Source organism: Actinosynnema sp. NPDC050436 (assembly GCF_040655415.1).
Lineage (GTDB): Bacteria > Actinomycetota > Actinomycetes > Mycobacteriales > Pseudonocardiaceae > Actinosynnema.
The window spans coordinates 354,372-375,369 of sequence record NZ_JBFAJV010000001.1 but is presented as its reverse complement, the minus strand read 5'-3'; the positions used below and the strand labels follow the sequence as shown (position 1 = coordinate 375,369).

Below are 20,998 nucleotides of genomic sequence, written 5' to 3'. Positions count from 1 at the left end.
GGTCAGAATCGGTCGTTACCACTCGTGGCCCGGCAGTCCGGCGAGCGGCCGGCGGCTGCCCGAGGGCCGAGCGGCGGTGAGGGGACCGGGATGGCACAGCGACCGCACGGTCGGCGCAACCGCGTGGCGGCACTCGTCGCGGGTGTCGTCGTCCTCACCACCCCCACCCTCCCGGCCGGCGCGGCCGGCGACGCGGGCCGGGTGCCGGCGGACCGGATCGCCCGGTGGGTCGTGGACGCCGACGCGACCGCGCTGGGCGAGCTGCTGGCCGACGGCCGGGTCACCTCCGTCGACCTGGTCAAGGCGTACCGGGCGCGGATCGACGCCTACGAGCAGCCCTACGGCGACCAGCCCGGCGTCAACGCGGTGATCCGCGAGGACCCCGACGCCCTCGCCGTCGCGGCCCGGCTCGACGCCGAGCGCCGGCGCGGGCACGTGCGCGGCCCCCTGCACGGCATCCCGATCCTGATCAAGGACAACTACGACACCGCCGACCTGCCCACGTCCAACGGGTCGCTTGCGCTGCGGCACTGGCGGACCGCCGACGACGCCGAGCAGGTGGCGCGGCTGCGCGAGGCGGGCGCGGTCGTCGTCGCCAAGACCAACCTGCACGAGTTCGCCAGCGGCGTCGGAACGATCAGCTCGCTCGGCGGGCAGACCCGCAACCCCTACGACCAGTCCCGCAACCCGGGCGGCTCCAGCGGCGGCACGGGCGCCGGGCTCGCGGCGGCCTTCGGCGCGGTCGGGCTCGGTTCGGACACCTGCGGCTCGGTCCGCAGCCCCGCCGCGCACAACAGCCTGGTCGCGTTGCGGCCGAGCCAGGGGCTGTCCAGCCGCGACGGCATCGCGCCCATCTCGGACACCCAGGACGTCGGCGGGCCCATGGCCAAGTCGGTCCGCGACGTCGCGCTGGTCCTGGACGCCACCGCCGGCTACGACCCGGACGACCCGTCCACCCGGGCGTCCCTCGGCCGGGTCCCGCGCACCTACACCACCGGGCTGCGCGACACCGCGCTGACCGGTGCCCGGATCGGGGTGTTCACCGACTACCTGGGCACGTCGGCCCCGGAGCAGCCGACGACGGCGCTGGTCCGGTCGGCCGTCGCGGACATGGCGGCGCGCGGCGCGACCGTCGTGGACGTGCCGTCCCAGCCCGCGCTGCTGGCGGCCGTAGAGGGGTCGTGGCTGATCAACGACGAGCACGAGCGCGATCTCAACCGCTACCTGGCGGCGCCGGGCTCCCGCTTCCCGCGCTCCCTGGCCCGCCTGGAACCGCCGGCGGACGTGGTGACCCTGGCCGACATCGTCACCTCCGGCCAGGTCACGCCGACCGTGCTGGAGCGCCTGCGCATCCGCCTGGGCCGCTCGACCGGCCCGCAGGACGAGTACCACCAGCGGCTCGCCCTGCGCGCGGAGGCCCAACGGCTGCTCGGGGCGCTGATGGCCGACCACGACCTGGACGCGCTGGTCTACCCGACCGTCCCGCAGCAGGCCGCCCGGGTCGGCGAACCGCAGCCGGGCGGCAGGTCCTGCGCCCTGGCCGCGAACACCGGCTTCCCGGCCCTCACCGTCCCGGCCGGCTTCACCCCGGACGGGATGCCGGTGGGCGTGGAACTGCTGGGCACGCCGTTCAGCGAACCGACCCTGCTCGGCCTCGGCCACGCCTACGAGCGCGCCACCCACCACCGACGTCCCCCGCCGACCACCCCGCCGCTGGTCCACTGACCCGGGCGGTCAGCCCAGGTCGAGGCGGGACAGTTCGCGGCGGGAGCGCACGCCCAGCTTCGGGTAGGCCCGGTACAGGTGGTGTTCCACCGTGCGGGGGCTGAGGAACAGCTGGGCGGCGATCTCGCGGCTCGTGCCGCCCTCCGCCGCGAGCCGGACGACCTGGAGCTCCTGTGAGGTCAGGCGGTCCAACGGGTTGTCGGCGGTGGGAACGGCCGGCGGGCCCGATTCCCCGGTGGCGTCCAGCTCGGTCCGGGCGCGGGTCGCCCACGGCGTCGCGCGCAGTCGCCCGAACGCCTCCAGCGCCGCGCGCAGCGGCACCCGGGCGTCGCTGCGGCGTTTGACGCGGCGCAGCCACTCCCCGTAGAGCAACTGCGTGCGCGCCTGCTCGAACGGCCGGGTGCCGCGCGAGTGCAGGTCCAGCGCCCGCAGGTAGAGCGACTCGTCGTCGCCCAGCAGGGCGCGGCAGCGGGCCGCGACCGCCTCCGCCCACGGTTGGCCGCCCGCCTCCGCCCACGCCTCGAAGCGGCGGAGCGCGGGTTCGGCGCGGTCCGGGTCGCCCAGGCGCACCGCCGCCTCCACCTGGTCGGGTGCGGCCACGACCACCGCCGTCGTGTACCCGAGCGGCCCGCGCCGCACTGCCTCCACCCGGTCCACAGCGGACTCGTGCCGACCGAGGCCGAGGTCCAGCAACGCCAGCGCGGCCGTGCTCGCCGCACCGCCCGCGTCCGGTGGCACCTCCACCAGGGCGCGGCAGCGCTGCTCGTCGCCCTCGATCGCCGCCACCCGCGCCAGCACCGCGTTGAGCCGGGGGAGCCGCTGGTGCGACCCGGTGTCCCGGGAGATCCGCACCGCCTCGGTCACGGCCACGACCGCGTCGCGGTGCAGCCCCGCCGACACCTGCGCGCCCGCGAGGTCCTGCAACACCTGGGGCAGCTCGCCGATCCGCCCCTCCCGGCGGCAGCGCGCCACCTCGGCGGACGCGAGCGCCAGGGCCGCTGCGTCGTCGCCGAGGATCATCGCGCTGTAGGTGGTGGCGGGGTCGGAAGCCGGTGCCCGCGCGACGAAACCGGCCAGCAGCGGCAGCCCGGTCGCGTAGTCGTCGTCCACCAGCGCGGCCATGCCCCGCACCAGCGGGTCGCCGCCGCCCAGCGCCGCGTCCGCGTCGCGCACGGCTTGCCGGTCGCCGGAGAACCAGGCGTACCGCGCGCCGCTGCGCGCCATGGCCACCGCCGTGCCCGGTCCCGCCGCGCGGACCTGCTCGACCAGCAGCCGCGCCGCCGCGCGGCCGTCGCCCGATTCGAACTCCACCGCCGCCCGCACCTGGACCAGCCCGGCACGCGCCTCGGCGTCCTCGGTCAGCGGCTCCGCCTGCCGCACCAGCTCGGCGGCCTGCGGCCCGTACCCGGCCGCGAGCGCCAGGGACGCCGCCTCCGCCAGCCGGGCCGCCCGCACGCCGGGGTCGGCGGTGAGGTGTGCGGCCTGCCGGTACAGCCCGGACGCGGCGATGAACGCCGTGCGGGCCCGCGCGCGGCCGGCGGAGCGCGCGATCTCGGCGGCGACCTGCTCGTCGGGTGCGGTGGTCGCGGCGGCCAGGTGCCGCGCGCGGCAGTCGGCGTCGGTGGTGGAGTCGGCGAGCGCCTGGTGCACCGCGACCCGGCGCGCGAGCACGGCGCCCTGGTAGGCGGCCGTGCCGACCAGCGGGTGCCGGAAGGTGATCACCGTCCCGGCGACGTCGAGCAGCCGCGCGGTCTCGGCCCGCGCCAGGTCGTCGATGCCCACGCCCAGCACGTCGGCCGCACCGAGCAGGGTCGGCAGGTGCCCGCGCCCCTCGGCCGCCGCGATGAGCATCATCAGCCGGGTGCGCTCGGGCAGCGCGCTGATCTGCGCGCGGAAGCCGGCCAGCACCCGGTCGGCGACCGGCAGCGGACCGGCGACGACGTGGTGCTCCGGCTGCGCGGCGGCGAACTCCAGCAGCGCCAACGGGTTGCCCGCCGACTCCGCGATCACCCGCTCCGGCGACGGCGGTGCCTGCCCGCGCTCGGCGAGCAGCCGCGCGGCGTCCGCCGCGCCCAGCCGGGCCGGGCGCAGCTCCGGCAGGTCCGGCGCGGCGAAACCGGTGTCCCGCGCGGCGAACAGGACGGCGACCCGCTCGGCGGCCAGCCGCCGGGTGGCGAACAGCAGCGCGTCGGCGGTCGCGCGGTCCAGCCACTGCGCGTCGTCCACCAGGCACAGCACCGGGCCGTCGTCGGCGAGGTCGGCGAGCAGGGTGAGCACGGCGAGCCCGGACACGAACCGGTCCTGCCCGCTGGTGCGGTCCGCGTCGAGCACCGCGCGCAGCGCCTCGGCCTGCGGGCCGGGCAGCGCCGCCAGCCGGTCCTGCACCGGCCACAGCAGCTGGACCAGCCCGCCGAACGCGAGGTCGGCCTCGGCCTCGATCCCGGTCACCCACAGCACGCGCAGCCCGGCGGCGGCGTCGGCCGCCCACCTCAGCAGGGCCGACTTCCCGATGCCGGCCTCCCCGCGCAGCACCAGCGCGCCGCTGCGACCGGCGCGGGCCGCCGCGAGCAGCGCCTCGATCGCGGCCTGCTCGCCGGCCCGGCCGTACAGCACGCAGACCCCCGGATCCGAGTACGGGAACGGGCACGCGGTCGGACACCAGTACCCGGTACCGAAACCTTACCGATTCGGTGCGCGCCCGCCCCGACCAGCCTGGACGGCATGAACGCGTTGCTCACCCCGCTCACCGGGGGCCCGCTGCCCCTGCCGAACCGCCTGGTGATGGCACCGATGACGCGCAGCCGCGCCCGTGGCGGCCTGGTCACCGACCTGACCGCCGAGTACTACGCGCAACGGGCGGGCGCCGGGCTGGTCATCACCGAGGGCACCCAGCCGTGCGTCATCGGCCAGGGCTACATCGACACCCCCGGCCTGCACACCGAGGAGCAGGCCGAGGCGTGGCGGGCGGTCACCGGGGCCGTGCACGCGCGCGGGGGCCGGATCTTCGTGCAGCTCATGCACTCCGGTCGGATCGGGCACCCGTGCCTGTACCCGGACGGCAGCCTGCCGCTGGCCCCGTCGGCGATCCCGTCGGGCGAGCGCCTCCACACCCCGGACGGACCGCTCGGCCACCCCAGGCCCCGGGAGATGACCTCGGCGGACATCGCCCGGTCCGTGGAGGACTTCACCTCCGCCGCGCGGCTCGCGGTCGACGCCGGGTTCGACGGCGTCGAGCTGCACGGCGCCAGCGGCTACCTGATCCACCAGTTCCTGGCCGACAACACCAACCGGCGCACCGACGCCTACGGCGGCACGATCGACAACCGCATCCGGTACGCGGTGGAGGTGGTGCGGGCGGTCGGCGACGCCATCGGCCCGCACCGCACCGGCCTCCGGCTGTCGCCGGGCTCCACCCTCAACGGCACCCGCGAGAGCGACACCGACCTGCTCTACCCGGCGCTCGTCCGCGCGCTCGTCCCGGGCGGAGCGGCCTACCTGCACATCTCGGAGTTCGGCACGCGGGACACCACCGAACTCATCCGGGCCGAGTGGCCGGGCACCCTGATCCTCAACCCGCACCCGGCGAGCCCGGAACCGGCGACCGTCGGGTACGGCCTGGAGGCGCTGGCCGAGGGCGTCGCCGACGCGATCAGCTTCGGCCGGCTGTGGCTGGCCAACCCGGACCTGCCCGCGCGGGTCGCCGCCGGCGGCCCGTTCACCGGGGCCGACCCCGGCACGTTCTACGGCGGCGACCACGTCGGCTACACCGACTACCCGACCCTGGCCGCGCGGTGAGCGCCCCGGTGCGCGCCCGCACCCCGGGGCCGTGGCTCGCCCTGCTGGCCGGCCCGCTGTCGTTCGGCATCGCCGGGCCGGCGCTGATCCTGCCGGACGCCGCGGCGGCGCTGGGCACCGGCACCGCCGAGGTGACGTGGGTGGTGACGGCGTTCGGCTGGGGGATCGCGGTCGGCACGCCGCTGCTGGCCGGGTTGCAGGGCCGGCGGGGCGTCCGGGCGGCGCTGCTCACCTGCGCCGCGCTGGTGTCGGCGGGCGCGGTCGCGGTGGCGACCGTCGCGTGGCTGCCGGTCCTGGTGGCGGGCAGCGCGGTGCAGGGGCTGGGCACCGCCGGGTTCACCACGGTGGCGATGAGCCTGGCCGGGTCGGCGCGGGCGATGGGCCTGGTGACGGCGTCGCTGGCGGTGGTCGGCTCGACCTCGCCGCTGGTCGGCGACCTGGTCGGCGACGCGCTCGGCTGGCAGCGGGCGCTGGCGCTGCCCGTGCTCAGCCTGCTCGCCGTGCCCGCCGCGCTCAGGTCGGCACCGGGGGCGCCGGTCGCACCGCCGAGGGTCGACCCGGTCGGCGCGGTCCTGGTGACGGCGCTGGTCACCGCGCTGGTGTTCGTGCCGCACGCGTGGCTGCCGGCGGGCATCGCGGTGGTCGTCGTCGCGGCGGCGCCGGCGGTGCACCTGCGGTCGCGCCCGGACGGGTTCGTGCCCGCCGCGCTGCTGCGGACACCGGTCTTCCTGGTCGCGTCGGGGGTGGCGTTCGTGCTGGCGGTGGTCAACTTCGGGCTGATGTACGTGCTGCCGCCGCGCCTGACCGACCACTCCGGCTGGACCAGCGGCGAGGTCGGGTTCGCCGTCCTGTGGCCGATGCTGTTCGGCGGGCTGGCGTCCTACGCGGTCGTCGCGGCCACGGCCAGGACCCCGTTCCGGGTGGTGGCGGTGCTGTTCCCGGCGCTCGCCGCCGGCGGGCTGGTGCTCGCGGCGTTGGGCGTCGCCCCGGTCGTGCTGCTGGCCGCGCAGGCGCTGTCCTCGCTCGCGGCGGCGTCGGGCCAGGGCGTCTACGCCGTGCGCGCCGGGGACGCCGCCGGCCCGCACCGCCCGGCGGCGATGGGGTTGTTCAACCTGTCCTACCTGCTGGGTGCCGCGTTCGGACCCGCGATCGCCGCGCTCCTGTGAGCCCGGCAGGGGCCTTCACGCGTTATCCTCCCGTTGCTGCGAAAGGAAGTTGAGCATGACCGTCCTGGTGACAGGAGCCACCGGCAACACCGGTCGGCACGTGGTCTCCGAGCTGGTGCGGCGCGGGCAGCGCGTGCGGGCCCTCACCCGCGACCCCGCCCGCGCCGGGCTCCCGGCCGGGGTCGAGCTGGTCGAGGGCACGCACACCGCGCCCGCGACCCTGACCGACGCCCTGCGCGGCGTCACCCGGCTGCACATCACCGTCACGGCCGGGCTCGCCGACGTCGGGGCGGAGCTGGTCGATCGCGCCGTGCGCGCCGGCGTGCGCCGGATGACGGTGGTGTGGGGCGGGTACGTCGGGCCGACCGAGCAGGCCGTGGCCGACTCCGGGGCGGAGTGGACCCGCCTGGAACCGCAGGAGTTCATGTCCAACACCCTCACCTGGGTCGACTCGATCCGGACCGAGGGCGTGGTCCGCGAGCCCCACGACCTCCCCGGCGCGGTCGTGCACGAGGCCGACATCGGTGCCGTCGCGGCGACCGCGCTCGTGGAGGACGGGCACTCGGGACGGGCCTACACCCTGACCGGGTCCGAGGTGTTCACGCCACGCCAACGGATTGCGGTCCTCGCCGCCGCGCTCGGGCGGGACATCCGGTTCGTCGAGCTGACCCACGACCAGGCGGTGGAGCGCCTGCTCGCCCAGGGCGTCACCCGCGCGGACGCCGAGTACGTCGTCGGCTGGCACGCCGACCCGCCACCTGAGGCGAGCCGCGTGGTCGACACCGTGGAGCGGGTGACCGGCCGCCCCGCCCGCACGTTCGCGCAGTGGGTGGACGAGCACGTCGACCGCTTCCGGTGACGGACCGCCGGGACGTGGCGGTCCGGCCACGCCCCGGCGGCCCGCGTCACAGGTGGACGTCGTGGCGGGAGGGGGCGTTGAGCTTGCGGCGGACCTTCACCACGTACTCCTCCACCGTGCGGCGGGACAGGAACAGGGCCTGGGCGATCTCCCGGTTGGTGTGGCCGCCGGCCAGCAGGCGTGCGACGTCCCGCTCGCGCGGGGACAGCTCGCTGCCGTAGCCGCGCCTCCCGCGCGGTGACGGGGTGGTCGCGCCCGTGCTCCGGATGCGGTGGCGGCAGCGGGCGGCGTCCACCGTCGCCCCCAGCGAGTCGTAGGACCGGGCCAGCGCGTCGAGCGCCCCGGCGTCGGTGTCGGCGTCCGCCCCGGCCTGCTCGGCGAGCTGGGTGGCCCGGTAGGACAGGCCCAGCTCGCGGTGCAGGTCGATCGCCTCCCGGTAGAGCCGGGACGCCTCGTCGTGGTCGTCGGCCGCCGAGGCCAGCCGCGCCCGGCACGCCGTCAGCGCCGCGCCGGCCAGCGGGGCGTCCACCCCGCGCAGGCCGGCGGCCGTCTCCGCGACGAGCGACCGCGCGGCGTCGGCGCGGCCGACCGCCAGGTAGCAGTCGACGGCCTGCGGCAGGATGTCGCCCGACCACGCCCACGCGCCCTTGCCCCGCAGCACCGCCACCCCGCGCTCCACGTGCTCCTCCGCCTCGGCCGCCTGGCCCCGGCTCAGCAGCATCCCGGCCATGCCGCCGGCCGCCGAGACGCCCACCGGGAACACCTGCGCGGTCGGTCCCGCCGCCGCCCGGAACGCGCCCTCGGCCAGCACCCACTCCCCGCGTGCCGCCGCCAGCCAGCCGCGCGTGAGGTGCAGGTCGGTGGTGAGCAGCAGGTCCGCGTAGGTGCCGACCAGGCGGTCGATCCGCCGGCCCAGCCCCGACCACCGCCCGCTGAGCCAGTCGAGGCGGACCGCCGTGGCCTCGGCCGTGCCGACCACGTAGGAGGCGGCGACCCGCTCGGCCAGCGCGACGCCCTTGCGCAGGAACTCCCGCGCCCGCGCGTAGTGCCCGATCCACGAGCACGCGTCCGCCAGGTTGCAGTGCGCGCGGGCCAGGTGGTGGATCTCCTCGGGGTCGCGCACGTCCGCCGGGGACGGCAGGTCGCCGATGCGGTCCCACGCGCTCGGGTCGCCGACCACGAGCCGGCCGCCGAGCGTCGTGGCCAGCAGGGCGGTGCGCAGGGCCTGGGTGGGCAGGTGGTCGGCGATGCCCTCCACCCGGCCGAGCGAGGCCCGGTGCTCCGCGACCGACGCGGTGCCCAGGTACGGCCCGGCCAGCGCGGCCAGGCCGCGCGCGGCGCGCTCCGGCTGGTCGCCGAGCAGGTCCAGGGCGTGCGCGATCTCCTCGGCACCCCGGTCGAGCCCGCCGGTCTCGCGCTGGAGCAGCAGCCCGAACCACAGGTGCACCTGGCCCCGGACGCCCGGCGCCAGCCTCGGGTCCGACAGCAGGCCCTCGACCCGCGCGGTCACCACCCCGCCGGGCAGCCCCGTCAGGGCGTAGCCGCACAGCTTGGCCGCCAGCCGGTTCGCGTCCTCGGGGCCGGTGGACGGGTCGGCCAGCACGCCGGAGAGCAGGTCGACGGCCGTGGGCACGTCCTTGGCCTCCTCGGCGGCGTCGGCGGCCAGCTCGCTGTACCGCAGCCACTCGGCCTTCATCCCCGCCGCCCCGGCGTGCGCGGCCACCCGCGCGGCCGGCACGGGGTCGAGCGCGGCCAGCACGGGCACGGCGCGCTCGTGCAGCTCCCGCCGCCGCAGGCCCGACAGCCCCGCGCACACCGCGCGCCGGGCGGCGTCGTGCCGGAAGCCGAACCTGTTCGGCGGCCCCTCCACGAGGAAGCCGGACTCCACCAGCGCGGTCAGGTGCTCCGCCGGCCGCCCCGCCACGGCACCCAGGACGTCGGCCGCCTCCGGCACGCCCAGCACCGACGCGGCCTCGGCGACGGACCGCGCGGCGGCGGTCAGCGCGCCCACCCGTTCCCGGACCGCGTCCGCGACCAGCGCCGGCACGCCGACCCCGTCGAGGAGCCGCGCGGCGAGGTCGCCCTCGGCGCGCACGTCCCGCACCGGGTCGCGCAGCCCGCGCACCGTCTCCTCGACCACGAACGGGATCCCGGCCGTCTCGCGCAGGACGGCCTCGGCGAACCGCTCCGACGTCACCGGGGCACCGACGACGGCGTCCACCAGGGCACGCACGTCGGCCGCGCCGAACGGGCGCAGGACCAGGTCGACCCCGGTGACGCCGTGCGGGACGTGGACGGTGCGGCCGAGCGGGGCCGGGCACGGCAGGTCCTCGCGGCGGTAGGTCGCCACGACCGACAGCCCCGGCGGCGGGTCGCCCACCACGGACCGCAGCACCCGGCGGGTCTCCTCGTCCGCCCAGTGCAGGTCCTCCAGCACGAGCACGGTCGGCCCCAGGCAGCGGAGCAGGTCGCGCACGGCCCGGAAGACCCGGTGCCGCTCGGCGTGCGGGTCGCCGAGGGCGCGCGGCGCGGGCGGCAGGCGGTCGGCCAGTTCGGGCAGGTGGTCGCGCAGCGCGCCGGTCACCGGGCCCGGGTCGACCAGCCGGTCGCCGCACCGGCTGAGGCAGTCGAGGAGCACCCCGAACGGGAACGGCTCCGGCAGCGGCTGGCACGTGCCCACCACCACGCACGCGCCCTCGCCCCGGGCCACGGCGGCGAACTCGGCCACCAGCCGCGACTTGCCCACCCCCGCCTGGCCCTCCACGAAGGCGACCGCCGGCGCGCGCCGCACCGCGTCGAGCAGGGCCGCCAGCTCCGCGTCCCGGCCGACCATCGGCACCGCGCCGGACCGGACGGCGAGGGGGTTCACGCGGACATCGCCCATGCTCGCTCCTGTCGGTGATCCACCCGCAGCGGAATAACCGACACGATAGGTCGGCCGGGCGCGGCGGGGTAACCCCTGCCGGCTACGGCACCTGCGCGGCGCACGATCCCGTACCCCTACGGGTCACGACCACGCTTGTTCCCCCACCGGCCAAGCCGAATGGTGATCCCCGAGCGGCCTGACGTACCAACCCTGCACCGGCCGCTCGACAGCACCGTGGAGGAACCGATGCAAGCGCGCAGGAAACGATGGATGTCGGGCCTGTTCACCGTGGCGGTGGCCGCCGTCGCGGTGACGGCCACCGCAGGCGGGGCCGTGGCGCAACAGGAGGAAGCGCCCGTCGTCCAGGCCCGGCAGCACTACCCGGGGCAGTACATCGTCGTGCTCGGCGGCGGGGCCCGCGCCGCGGCGGACGGCCAGGCCGCGAGCCTCGCCCAGCGCTACGGCGGCGAGGTGACCGCCACGTACTCGGCGACGCTGAACGGCTTCGCGGTCCGCAACCTCACCGAGCAGCAGGCGCGGCGCCTGGCCGCCGACCCGGCGGTCGCCTCGGTGCACGAGGACGGCACCACCCGGGCGACCGGCGAGCAGCAGAACCCGCCGTCGTGGGGCCTGGACCAGGTCGACCAGCGCACCGCGACCCTGGACAAGAAGTACACCTACCCCAACCAGGGCGAGGGCGTCACCGCCTACGTCATCGACTCCGGCATCGACAAGCAGCACCCGGAGTTCGAGGGCCGGGCCGGTTACGGGTACGACGTGCTCGACAACGACGCCGACGCGAGCGACTGCTACTGGCACGGCTCGCACGTGGCGGGCACCATCGCCGGCAAGACCGTGGGCGTGGCGAAGAAGGCCAAGGTCGTGGCCGTGCGCTCGCTGAACTGCAGCGGGTCCGGCCCGGACTCGGCCACGGTCGCCGCGATGGAGTGGGTGGCCAAGAACGCCGTGCGGCCCGCCGTGGTGAACCTGAGCCTGGGCATGGACACCCTCGGCGTCGGCGACGAGCAGATCAAGGCGATGGTGGCCAAGGGTCTCGTGGTCGCGGTCTCGGCCGGCAACGACGGCAAGGACGCGTGCGGCGTCAGCCCGGCGCGCGTCCCCGAGGCACTCACCGTCGGCTGGTTCAACAAGGACCGCACGCGGGGCGGCAACTACGGCCGCTGCGTCGACCTGTTCGCGCCGGGCGGCAACATCTACTCCAGCGACAACAGCGGCTCGTTCCGCACCGCCAGCGGCACGTCCATGGCGTCCCCGCACGTGGCGGGCGCGGCGGCGCTGTACCTGGCGGCGAAGCCCGACGCCACCCCGCAGCAGGTCGGCGACGCGCTGGTGCGCAGCGCCAGCCCGGACCTGGTCACCAACCCCGGCACGGGCTCGCCCAACAAGGTGCTCTACGTCGGCGACATCGGCGGCGGCACGCCGTCCGAGTGCGGTGCCGAGGCCAACGACGAGGACGTGGCCGTCCCCGACGACGGCACGGCGGTGGGCACCTCGGTGAGCCAGGACTCCTGCCCCGGCAAGGCGTCGGCCGCGCTGGCGGTCCGGGTCGACATCGACCACGGCTACACCGGCGACCTCGCCGTCGACCTGGTCGGGCCCAGCGGCACGTCCTACCCGCTCAAGCGCGCGGGCGGCGTCGGCGAGTCCGGCGGCGTGCACCAGAGCTTCACCGTGGACGCCTCGCGCGAGGACGCCAACGGCACGTGGCGGCTCTCGGTCCGAGACATCTACCGGTTCGACGTCGGCACCTTGACCGGCTGGTCCATCACGTTCTGACCACTCGGGACGCACGACCTCTCTCCACCCCTGCCATTGAAGGAGAACGATGAAAGCACCACGCTTCGCCCCGGCGCTCGCGCTGGCACTGGTCGCGGTGGCCCTGCCGGTCACGACCGCCGCCGGCGCCGCGCCGGCCGGCGGGACCAGCATCGCGGCGACCCCGACCGACCAAATGCACACCGGCGACGTCGGGACCCGGATCGTCAACGGCGAGCGCACCACCGTCAAGGAGCACCCGTTCATCATCGCGGGGATGCGCGTCGGCGGCGGCGGCCCGCAGGGGCAGTCGTGCACCGCCTCCGTGGTCGGCAAGCGCAAGATCCTCACGGCGGCGCACTGCATGATCGACGCCACGGGCGATAAGAGCTACATCTACGGCGACGACGACCTGAACACGCCGGGCGACGAGACGTTCCGCACGGCCGTCGCCTCGTTCAAGACCCACCCGAAGTACACCGGCTCGGGCGGCTGGCGGACCGGATACGACGTCGCGGTGGTCACCACCGCCGACGACCTCCCGGTGCCGCAGGCGCAGTGGGCGAAGGTCGCTGGCTCCGCCGACGTGGCGCTCACCAAGCCCGGCAAGTCCGGCACGTCGATCGGCTACGGCAAGACCTCGTCCGGCGGTGGCTCCGGCGAGCTGCGCAAGACCACGCTGCCGGTCAACGACCCCGGCGGCTGCCAGGTCTTCGACATCACGGTCAACGGCGACCTGATGGTGTGCGCCGGCTACAACGACGGCCGCACCGCCAACTGCTCGGGTGACAGCGGTGGACCGTTCATCGTGGACGGCGTGATCGTCGGCGTCTCGTCGTGGGGCTCCAGCAAGTGCGACCGCTACAGCATGATGGCGCGGCTGACCAACGAGATGGGCGACTGGGCCCGCGCCGAGATCGGCGGGACCCAGCCGGGCGACGGCAAGTTCGCGGTGGCGCTGTCGCCGTCGTCGGGCAAGGCCGATCCCGGCAAGCACGTCTCGACCAGCGTGACCACCACGGCGGGCGACCAGGGCCCGGAGAAGCTGGAGCTGAGCGCGTCCACCCTGCCCGCCGGCACGACGGCCACCTTCCAGCCGTCGACCACCGTCAACTCCGGCGAGGTGGCCAAGCTGACGCTCCAGACCTCGGCGAGCACGCCGGCGGGCACCTACAAGGTGACCGTCGCGGCCAAGGGCACCTCCGGCTCCAAGACCGCCGAGTACACGCTCACGGTCGGCGGTGGCGGCACGACGGACGGCCCCAAGCCGTCGGTCTCGCCGGCCTCGGGCACCGTGCCGCCCGGCGGGTACGCCAACGCGACGATCACCGTCACCGGTGGCAAGGGCCCGATCCGGCTCACCGGCACCGGCCTGACCCACGCGCCGATGTTCTCGCCGCAGAGCGTCAACCCGGGCGGCACGTCCCGGATGACGGTGATGGGCCCGTACCAGCGCGGCACCTACAAGGTGACCGTCACCGCGACCGACAGCACCGGCAGGACAGGGACTGCCGAGTACACCCTCACGGTGCGGTGACGCACCGGGTGGCCGTGCCGGAGACCCCGGCGCGGCCACCCGGCCCCGTCGAGCCCGTGACCGCTTCGGCGGCCACGGGCTCGACGCTTTCCCCGCCGTACCGGGGAATCGACCTTCTTGCCGACGTGGAGCCCCGATGGCGAAGGCCCGCAATCCAGGCCGGGCACGCCGAAGCGCCGTGGGGTGTGCGGATCCACCCCACGGCGCGGTTCAGTGCTGTCGGACCGCGAAGACCTGTCAGACGCCGGAGATCTGGCGGATCCAGCTCCGGGCCGCGCTCACCGAGGCGTAGTCGGTGACGCTGGAGCGGTTGCTGGTGGAGGCGACGCCGACCTGGACGCCCTTGTCGAGCATCGGGCCGCCGGAGTCACCGCCCGCCACCGCGCCGTTCGGGGTGCGGGCCTGGATGGACGGTCCGCCCACGAAGTCCTGCGAGTTGACGCTGGAGATGGTCACCTCGGCCTTCTTCAGCACCGGGGACTGGTTCGAGCCCTCGTTGTCCTTCCTGGTCGCGCCCCAGCCGTAGACGGTGGCGGCGTCGCCGACCTTGGCGTCGGCGCTGCTCGCGGCCAGCTTGGCGAACGTGCTGCCGCCGTCGGCGTTGAGCTTGAGCAGGGCCAGGTCGCCCCGGTTGTAGAGGTAGGTGGCCGACGCCTTGACGTGCCGCCCGCCGTTGGACTGGTTCGACCCGACGTAGAGGTCGATGTCGGTGATCTGGCGGTTGTTGTCGTCGAACAGGCAGTGCCGGGCGGTCAGCACCCACCGCGAGGCGATGAGCGTGCTGGTGCAGAAGAAGGTGTAGTTGCCGGAGTGGCCGTTGAACCTGGTGATGTAGCCCGGGTTCTGGGCCGTGCTGCCGCCGATGATGGCGGGCTCCGACGGGACCGTCGGCGGCGCGGGCGCGGCGGCGGCGGTACCGGTGGTGAGCGTGCTCAGCGCGGCAGCGGCGACGGCCAGCAGGGTGGCCGCGCGGACGAACCGCCCATGAGACTCACGCATGGGTTCTCCTCGGAGTGGTGACCCGCAGGGTGCAGGGTGCAGGGTCCGGATCGGGTGATCCGGTGGGGACCGGTCCACCGTAGGTCGGTGGCCGGCGGGAATGACCCCGCTGGAAGTCGCACCGCCTTCAACTGAAAACGGCCAGCCGTACGCGGGGTTGTCGCCCCGGATTCGCCGTGGTAGCACGAAAAGGAGTGCGCGGAAGTGGCAGCGGGGCCGCTTCCCGACGCGTGGACGAGGCGGTATGACGATCATCAGCAGGCCCTGGCCGGGTCCGCGCGAGCGCCTGGACCGCGCGCTGGCCGACGGGCCGTTCCACCACGCGCTGTCGCTGGCGATCGACCGCAGCGGGCTGGGCCTGGCCCGGCTCAAGCACCGGCTCGACGGGGCGGGCGTGCCGGTCAGCGTCACGACGCTGAGCAACTGGCGGTGCGGCCGGACCGCGCCCGCGCGCGGTGGCTCCCGCCGTGCGGTCGGCGTCCTGGAAGCCGTGCTCGGCCTGCCCGCCGGGTCGTTGACCGCGCTGCTCGACCACGCCGGACCGCGCCACGCCGACCTCCCGCGCCGCGTCGTCGGCGAGGAACGCCTGTGGGGCAGCCACAGCGGGGTGCTGCCGCTGCTCGCCTCCCTCACCGGCACCCAGGAGCTGCCGCTGGTCGTCGTGGACCTGAGGGAGTCCGTGGAGGTCGACGCCGACCGGTTGCAGCGCCGCCACCGCGTCCGCGAGGTGGTGCGCGCCACCGCCGACGACGCCCACAAGCGGGTGGTCCCGACGCGGGGCGGCCCGGGGCGCGCGCCCCGGCTGGCCGCGACCCGCTACTGCGCGCCGGGCCGCGTCGAAACGCTGCCCGACCAGGGATTCACGATCATGGAACTGCTGCTGCCCCGCCCGCTGGCGCGCGGGGAGACGGCGATCGTCGAATACGAGTACGACTACACCGGGGACGAGCCGGACACCACCACGAACCGCCTGTTCCGCTATCCGCTGCGCACGCACCTGCTGGAAATCCGCTTCGCGCCGGACGCCCAGCCGCTTTCCTGCCACTCCTACCAGCTCGCCTCGCGGACCGGCCCGGAACGCGAGGTGACCGACCTGGCCTTCGCGCCCGGCATCCCGGCCCACGTGTTCGCCACCGACGTGGCACCGGGCATCCGGGGCGTCCGCTGGGAGTGGCCGTGAACCCGGCGGGCGGGCGTGGTCCGGCCGCCGGGTTCACGGCCGCACCACGGTGAGCGGGAACCGGCACAGCGCGCCGATGCCGCCGACCGGCGTGCCGGGCGTGCCCGGTCGCAGCACCCGCACGGACGCTCCGCCGACCAGCGCCGAGCGCACCGCCACGTCGACCGCCGTGCCCTCGCCGCGCGACCACGGCGGGGCGACGTCGACCACCGCGCCCGTGCCGGGCGTGGCGGTGCGGCGCGCGACCTGCGCGGCCCGGGACCCGAACCACGCGGTGCCGCCCGGTGGGGGCGGGCTCACCACGAGCAGTTCCCGCACCCGGCTCCGCGCCAGCGCGTCGAGCGTCGCCTCCACGCCGCGCACCGCGCGCTCCGGGGACTGCCCGGCGAGGTCGGCCAGGCTCTGCGCGGTCCACAGGCGGGAGGTCGAGCGCGCCACGTCGGCGAGCCGCTCACCCCACGGCCGGGCGGTGCGCCGCACGGTGGCGTCCGGCGCCAGCGCGGCGCGCAGCACGCCGACCAGCAGGTCGTCGCCGCACACCACGACCAGCCGCGCGCCGATGCGGTCCAGGGCGGCCCGGGACACCTCCGGCACGTCGGCCGGCGCGCACCGCACGGGTCCGGGCTCCACGCCGTCGCCGGCGGTGGAGACCTTCACGTGGTCGCGCCCGGCCACCACCACGACGCACGGCGGCCGTTCCTGCGACCACGCCATCAGCGGCAGCACGTGGGCGGGAGCGGTGAAGCGCGCGGTGTCCGGCCCGGTGCGGCCGGGCGTGGCGTACACGGCCGGGACGTGCCCGCCGTCCGCGAACACCACCACCGGGGTGCCCGGGTCGGTCGGCACGGCGGTGTGCAGGTCGCGGACCGTCGCCTCGTCCGCACCGTCCCGGCGCAGCTCGCCGACCACCGCGTCGAGCCGGTCCGGCCACGGCACGTCCGACGGGGGTCCCAAGTGGACGGACGCGACGGGGTGCACGGGCCGCACCACGTCGACCAAGTCGCGCCTGCCGAGCAACGTGGGGTTGCGCACGGGTGTCGTCTCCTTCGGTCCGGGTACCAGGTGGCGGCGGGTGTCGACCCGCCTCGTCGAGCGTCGCGGCCGGCGCGGGGGACGGGCGACACCCGCCACGGGTGAACCGCTGCAACCCGGTGCCCGCACCGGATGAGGCGGCGTGGTCTTCCACGGCGGCACCCCGCGCCCCCTCCGGTCCCGCGCCACGCACCGCCTCGCCCGCGTCCGCCGGCCGCGCTCCGCCGCGCCCGACCTGTGCCCGCCGTCCCGCCTCCGTCTGCTCGCTGTGACCACGCGGGTCTGATCGACGGTCCGGGGGACACCACCTAGGCTGGGTCGCGTGGACTTATCCACTTCCGCGCTGCTGCGCGTCCTCGACGGTCGGATGCGGCCGGTCGGCGTGGCGTTCGTGGTCGACACCTCGGACGGCCCCCGCGTCCTGACGTGTGAGCACGTCCTCGACGGCGCCGTGTTCAGCACGGTGGACGGGGCGCACCGGGTGGAGGTGGAGCCGGTCGCGGTGTTCGCCGCCGACGACCTGGCCGTGCTGCGGCCGGGGGCGCTGCCGGACGGGGTGACCCCGCTGCCGCTGCTCCCCGTGCCGCCCGCCTGGGGCACGCCCGTGCGCTGCTTCGGGTTCCCCGCCGGGTACGACGACGGGGTGTGGGCCACGGGGTCGGTGCTGGGCCGGCAGGCGCGCGGGCTGCTGGTGGTCGAGGACGACCGGGTGGCGGGGTTCGCCGTGGCGCCCGGGTTCAGCGGGGGGCCGGCGTGGGACCCGGTCGCGGGCGGTGTGGTCGGCGTGGTCGTGCAGGTGGCGGGCCGGGCGTCCGCGCGGACGGCGTTCCTGCTGTCCAGCACGGCGGTCATCGCGCGCCTGCCGCCGCGCACGCCCGGTGCCAACCCCTACCGGGGCCTCCGGCCGTTCCGATTCGAGGACTCGGGCCGGTTCTTCGGCCGGGACGGGATGGCCGACGACCTCGCGGCGAAGGTGCGGGCCGAGCGGGTCGTGGCACTGGTCGGGCCTTCGGGGCGGGGCAAGTCGTCGCTGGTGTTCGCGGGTGTGCTGCCGAGGCTGGGAGACCTGCCGGTGGTGGTGTGGCGGCCCGGCGACCCGGTGCCGGCGACCGCCGCCGACGCGCTGGTCGTCGTGGACCAGGCGGAGGAGCTGGTGGGATCGTCCGACGACGCCTTCGCCGCTCTGGCGCGCGGCGCGGCGGGCAAGCTGCTGGTGGCGTTGCGCTCGGACTTCCTCGAACCGGCGTTGGACCACCCGGACCTGGCGCGGGTGCTGCGCTCGTGCGACACGCTGGGGGTGCTGACCCGCGAGCAGCTGCTGTCGGCGATCACCGGCCCGCTGCCGGTCGACGTGCGCCTGGAGAAGGGCCTGGCGGGGCGGATCGCGCGGGACGTCGAGCACGCGCCGGGCCAGTTGTCGCTGCTCCAGTTCACCCTGGAGCGATTGTGGGACCGGCAGGTCGCCGGCGTGCTGACCCACGCGGCCTACGAGCAGCTCGGCGAGGCGGGCGGCGCGCTGGCGCACTACGCCGAGGACGAGGTCTGGTCACGGCTGCCGGAGGCGGAGCGCGCGGTCGCGCCGAGGCTGTTCTCCCGCCTGGTGCGGGTCACCCACGACCTGCCGACCACGCGGGCCGCCGCCACCGCCGCCGACCTGACGGGCCCGGAGCGCGGGCTCGCCGACCGCCTGCTGGCGGCCGGGCTGCTGGTCGGCGGGCGGGACGGGACGGTGGAGCTGGCGCACGAGGCGCTGATCACCCTGTGGCACCGCCTGCGCGAGTCGGTGGAGCAGGACCGGGAGTTCGAGCTGTGGCGGGCGGAGCTGCGCCGCGACCGCGCCCGGTGGGGCGCGACGCCCACCGACAAGGTCCTGCGCGCCGGAGGTGGCGCCGCCCACGCGGCCCGCTGGCTGGCCGACCGCGAGCACGACCTCCCCGACGACGAGCGGCTGTTCGCCCGGCGCGCGGCCGACGCCCGCCGGGCGCACGACCGGCGTTGGCACCGCCGCGCGGCCGTGGTGCTGGTGATCGCCCTCGTGGTCGGTCTGCCGTACGCGGCCCTGTCGCTGCTGGTCGACGACGACAGGGGAGCGCCCACCGTGTTCCGGGGCGACTACCACCTGGCCCCGGACCTGTCCGACGAGGCGCTGTGGGAGGTGCTGACCCGGTACCGCGACCGGCCGGACGTCGACACCGCCCGGCACAACCTGTTCGCCGCCTACCTGCGCACCCGCCGGGTGGCGTGGACGGTGCCCGACCCGGGCGGGCGCGGCACCGGCCCGGTCCTCGCCGCCCCGGACGGCTCGTTCGTCGCCGTCGGGACCCGCTCGGGTGCCCTGCTGTGGTCGGTCGGCGCACCGGCCCCCGTGGTGGTGCACACCGGTGGCCGGGTCGCGGGGATCGACCCGGACGGCTCCGGGGTCACCTTCGCCGACGAGGACGGCGTCCGGTTCGTCCACCGCGACGGCACGCCCGCCGGCGGGTTCGTGGTGCCCGGCGGGCCGGGCGCGGTGGTCGCCGCACCGGCCCCCGACCGGGTGGCGACCTGGCGGAGCGGGGACTCGCAGGTGCTGCTGTGGCACCGCGACGGCACGCCCGCCGGCGCCGTGCCGCTCGGCGGCAGCCGGACCGACGTCGGGTTCCACCTGGTCGCGGGCAACCGGCTGCTCGTGCACCAGCGCGGTGACGACCCCCGGCTGTACCTGGTCGACCTGGCCACGGGCGGCAGCGCGCTGCTCGGCACCGGGCGGGTCGCGGTCGCGGTGAACGCGGCCGGCACGGTCGCCACCACCTGCCGCCGGGTCGGCTCGGCGGCCGGCTCCCCGGTGTCCACGGCGGTGTTCGCCCTGCCGTCCGGCGACCGGGTCGCCGAGTTCACCGGCCCGCACCCGCAGTGCGCGGAGGTGCTCGCCCCGGACGGGCGGACCGCCCTGCACGCCGACCCGCCCACCCTGGTCGACCTGGCGACCGGCACGGCCACGGCGGTGCTGCGCGCCGACCAGGAGCCGCAGGCGCTCGTCACGGGCCCGGACGGCCGACTGCTCGTCGTCGGGCGGTCCGCCTCGACCGTCGTGGCCGAGTACCTCTCGCCCGACGAGCTCGCCGACTCCGCCGCGCCGGTCCGGGCGGCCCACTTCAGCCGGGACGGCCACCGGGTGCTGACCGTCCACCGCCGCGACCGGGACGACGAACTGGCCCTGTGGCGGACGTCCGACCAGCGGCGGCAGGCGGTCGCGCGCACCGACGGCAACGTCGACACCGCCTGGCTGTCGCCCTCCGGGCAGTACGTCGCCGTCGGCTTCACCGACCGGGCTCGGGTCGAGGTCCGCAGCGCGGCCGACCTGGCGCTGGTCGCCGCGCTGCCGCTGGAGGGCGCTCGGGGTTTCCCCGTGCTCCGGTTCGACGAGCGCGACCGCCTGCACGTCGGGCACTCCGCGGCCATCACGACGTGGGAGCCGACCGGCACCGCGCCGCCCCGGCGGGTGGCGGTCCCGGCGGACCGGCACGGCGAGGTGCGCTTCGACCTGCTGGCCGACGACCGCGCGGTGGTGGTGACCGCCGATCGGGAGGGCGTGCGGGAGTGGGACCTGACCACCGGCCGGGCCGGTCCCGGGCAGAGCCACCGGGGGCTGCCGGTCCTCGACGTGGCCGCCCCGGGCGGCGTGCTGGTCGTGGTGCGGGACGGCGGCCCCCGCTCCTACGTCGAGCTGTGGTCCGACGCGCCCCCGCTGTGGCTGCTGCTCGGCGAGGACGAGGGCCGGGAGAAGTCGGTGCGGGCGAGAATGGACGCGAGCGGCGGGCACCTCCGCTGGATCAGCTCGTCCGCGCTGGCGGAGATCGACGGGGACGGGACCGTGGTCTACCAGGAGCTGAAGCTCCCGGTGCGGGCCGAGGCGCTGCGGGGTTCGACCGTCCTGCTGGAGGACGGCCCGGCGGTGGTGGACGAGCGGCTCTGGCAGGAGCGGCTGTGCGACCTGGTGCGCCGGGGTGCCACCCGCGCCTGCCCCTGAGCCCGCCACCGCGACCGCGCCGGCGGAGAGCCGGCCCGCCGCCGCGTGGCGGGA

The 20,998-nt window shown here is 76.3% G+C and carries 12 protein-coding genes; 8 read left to right on the top strand and 4 right to left on the bottom strand.

The window, feature by feature from the left end:
* The first annotated feature begins 90 nt into the window (after window positions 1-90).
* The gene (locus AB0I60_RS01575; protein ID WP_360725014.1) at window positions 91-1,725 is read left to right on the top strand and encodes an amidase family protein; all 1,635 of its coding nucleotides are present in this window, start codon (window positions 91-93) and stop codon (window positions 1,723-1,725) included.
* Window positions 1,726-1,734: 9 nt separating this feature from the next.
* Here AB0I60_RS01575 and AB0I60_RS01570 read toward each other — a convergent pair whose 3' ends face one another.
* Entirely contained in the window at window positions 1,735-4,338 is a 2,604-nt protein-coding gene (locus AB0I60_RS01570) for an AAA family ATPase (protein ID WP_360725012.1), read from the bottom strand.
* A 108-nt stretch (window positions 4,339-4,446) separates the two neighbouring features.
* On the opposite strand from AB0I60_RS01570, the gene AB0I60_RS01565 reads away from it, so the two are divergent.
* From AB0I60_RS01565 to AB0I60_RS01555, 3 genes are read left to right on the top strand one after another with little or no spacing between them, the layout of a single operon-like run.
* On the top strand, window positions 4,447-5,520 hold the full coding sequence (locus AB0I60_RS01565; protein ID WP_360725010.1) for an alkene reductase: 1,074 nt from the start codon (window positions 4,447-4,449) through the stop codon (window positions 5,518-5,520).
* Window positions 5,517-6,686, top strand: coding sequence for an MFS transporter (locus tag AB0I60_RS01560; protein WP_360725008.1), 1,170 nt, complete (start codon window positions 5,517-5,519; stop codon window positions 6,684-6,686). The genes AB0I60_RS01565 and AB0I60_RS01560 overlap by 4 nt, the downstream gene beginning before the upstream one ends.
* Before the next feature lie 55 nt (window positions 6,687-6,741).
* Entirely contained in the window at window positions 6,742-7,545 is an 804-nt protein-coding gene (locus AB0I60_RS01555) for an NmrA family NAD(P)-binding protein (RefSeq protein WP_360725006.1), read from the top strand.
* 46 nt (window positions 7,546-7,591) lie between these two features.
* Here AB0I60_RS01555 and AB0I60_RS01550 read toward each other — a convergent pair whose 3' ends face one another.
* Entirely contained in the window at window positions 7,592-10,429 is a 2,838-nt protein-coding gene (locus AB0I60_RS01550; RefSeq protein WP_360725004.1) for an AAA family ATPase, read from the bottom strand.
* 252 nt (window positions 10,430-10,681) lie between these two features.
* Here AB0I60_RS01550 and AB0I60_RS01545 point away from each other — a divergent pair, with 252 nt between their 5' ends.
* On the top strand, window positions 10,682-12,208 hold the full coding sequence (locus tag AB0I60_RS01545) for a S8 family serine peptidase (RefSeq protein ID WP_360725002.1): 1,527 nt from the start codon (window positions 10,682-10,684) through the stop codon (window positions 12,206-12,208).
* A 49-nt stretch (window positions 12,209-12,257) separates the two neighbouring features.
* Window positions 12,258-13,724: a trypsin-like serine protease gene (locus AB0I60_RS01540; RefSeq protein ID WP_360725000.1), complete on the top strand. Its 1,467-nt coding sequence runs from the start codon at window positions 12,258-12,260 to the stop codon at window positions 13,722-13,724.
* 237 nt (window positions 13,725-13,961) lie between these two features.
* Here AB0I60_RS01540 and AB0I60_RS01535 read toward each other — a convergent pair whose 3' ends face one another.
* Window positions 13,962-14,723, bottom strand: coding sequence for a trypsin-like serine protease (locus tag AB0I60_RS01535; protein ID WP_360724998.1), 762 nt, complete (start codon window positions 14,721-14,723; stop codon window positions 13,962-13,964).
* A 244-nt stretch (window positions 14,724-14,967) separates the two neighbouring features.
* Between AB0I60_RS01535 and AB0I60_RS01530 the strand changes: the two genes are divergently transcribed.
* A complete protein-coding gene (locus AB0I60_RS01530) occupies window positions 14,968-15,903 on the top strand; it encodes a hypothetical protein (protein ID WP_360724996.1) in 936 nt (311 codons plus the stop codon).
* 33 nt (window positions 15,904-15,936) lie between these two features.
* Here the strand turns inward: AB0I60_RS01530 and AB0I60_RS01525 are convergent, their stop codons facing one another.
* Complete coding sequence (locus AB0I60_RS01525) at window positions 15,937-16,935, bottom strand: hypothetical protein (protein ID WP_360724994.1); 999 nt, start codon at window positions 16,933-16,935, stop codon at window positions 15,937-15,939.
* 322 nt (window positions 16,936-17,257) lie between these two features.
* On the opposite strand from AB0I60_RS01525, the gene AB0I60_RS01520 reads away from it, so the two are divergent.
* Window positions 17,258-20,944, top strand: coding sequence for a hypothetical protein (locus AB0I60_RS01520; RefSeq protein WP_360724992.1), 3,687 nt, complete (start codon window positions 17,258-17,260; stop codon window positions 20,942-20,944).
* The last annotated feature ends 54 nt before the right edge of the window (window positions 20,945-20,998 follow it).

Bases quoted from the DNA above. Each gene is read 5' to 3' on its own strand.
- AB0I60_RS01575 (WP_360725014.1), top strand. From the start codon at position 91: ATGGCACAGCGACCGCACGGTCGGCGCAACCGCGTGGCGGCACTCGTC.
- AB0I60_RS01565 (WP_360725010.1), top strand. From the start codon at position 4,447: ATGAACGCGTTGCTCACCCCGCTCACCGGGGGCCCGCTGCCCCTGCCG.
- AB0I60_RS01555 (WP_360725006.1), top strand. From the start codon at position 6,742: ATGACCGTCCTGGTGACAGGAGCCACCGGCAACACCGGTCGGCACGTG.
- AB0I60_RS01550 (WP_360725004.1), bottom strand. From the start codon at position 10,429: ATGGGCGATGTCCGCGTGAACCCCCTCGCCGTCCGGTCCGGCGCGGTG.
- AB0I60_RS01545 (WP_360725002.1), top strand. From the start codon at position 10,682: ATGTCGGGCCTGTTCACCGTGGCGGTGGCCGCCGTCGCGGTGACGGCC.
- AB0I60_RS01540 (WP_360725000.1), top strand. From the start codon at position 12,258: ATGAAAGCACCACGCTTCGCCCCGGCGCTCGCGCTGGCACTGGTCGCG.
- AB0I60_RS01535 (WP_360724998.1), bottom strand. From the start codon at position 14,723: ATGCGTGAGTCTCATGGGCGGTTCGTCCGCGCGGCCACCCTGCTGGCC.
- AB0I60_RS01530 (WP_360724996.1), top strand. From the start codon at position 14,968: ATGACGATCATCAGCAGGCCCTGGCCGGGTCCGCGCGAGCGCCTGGAC.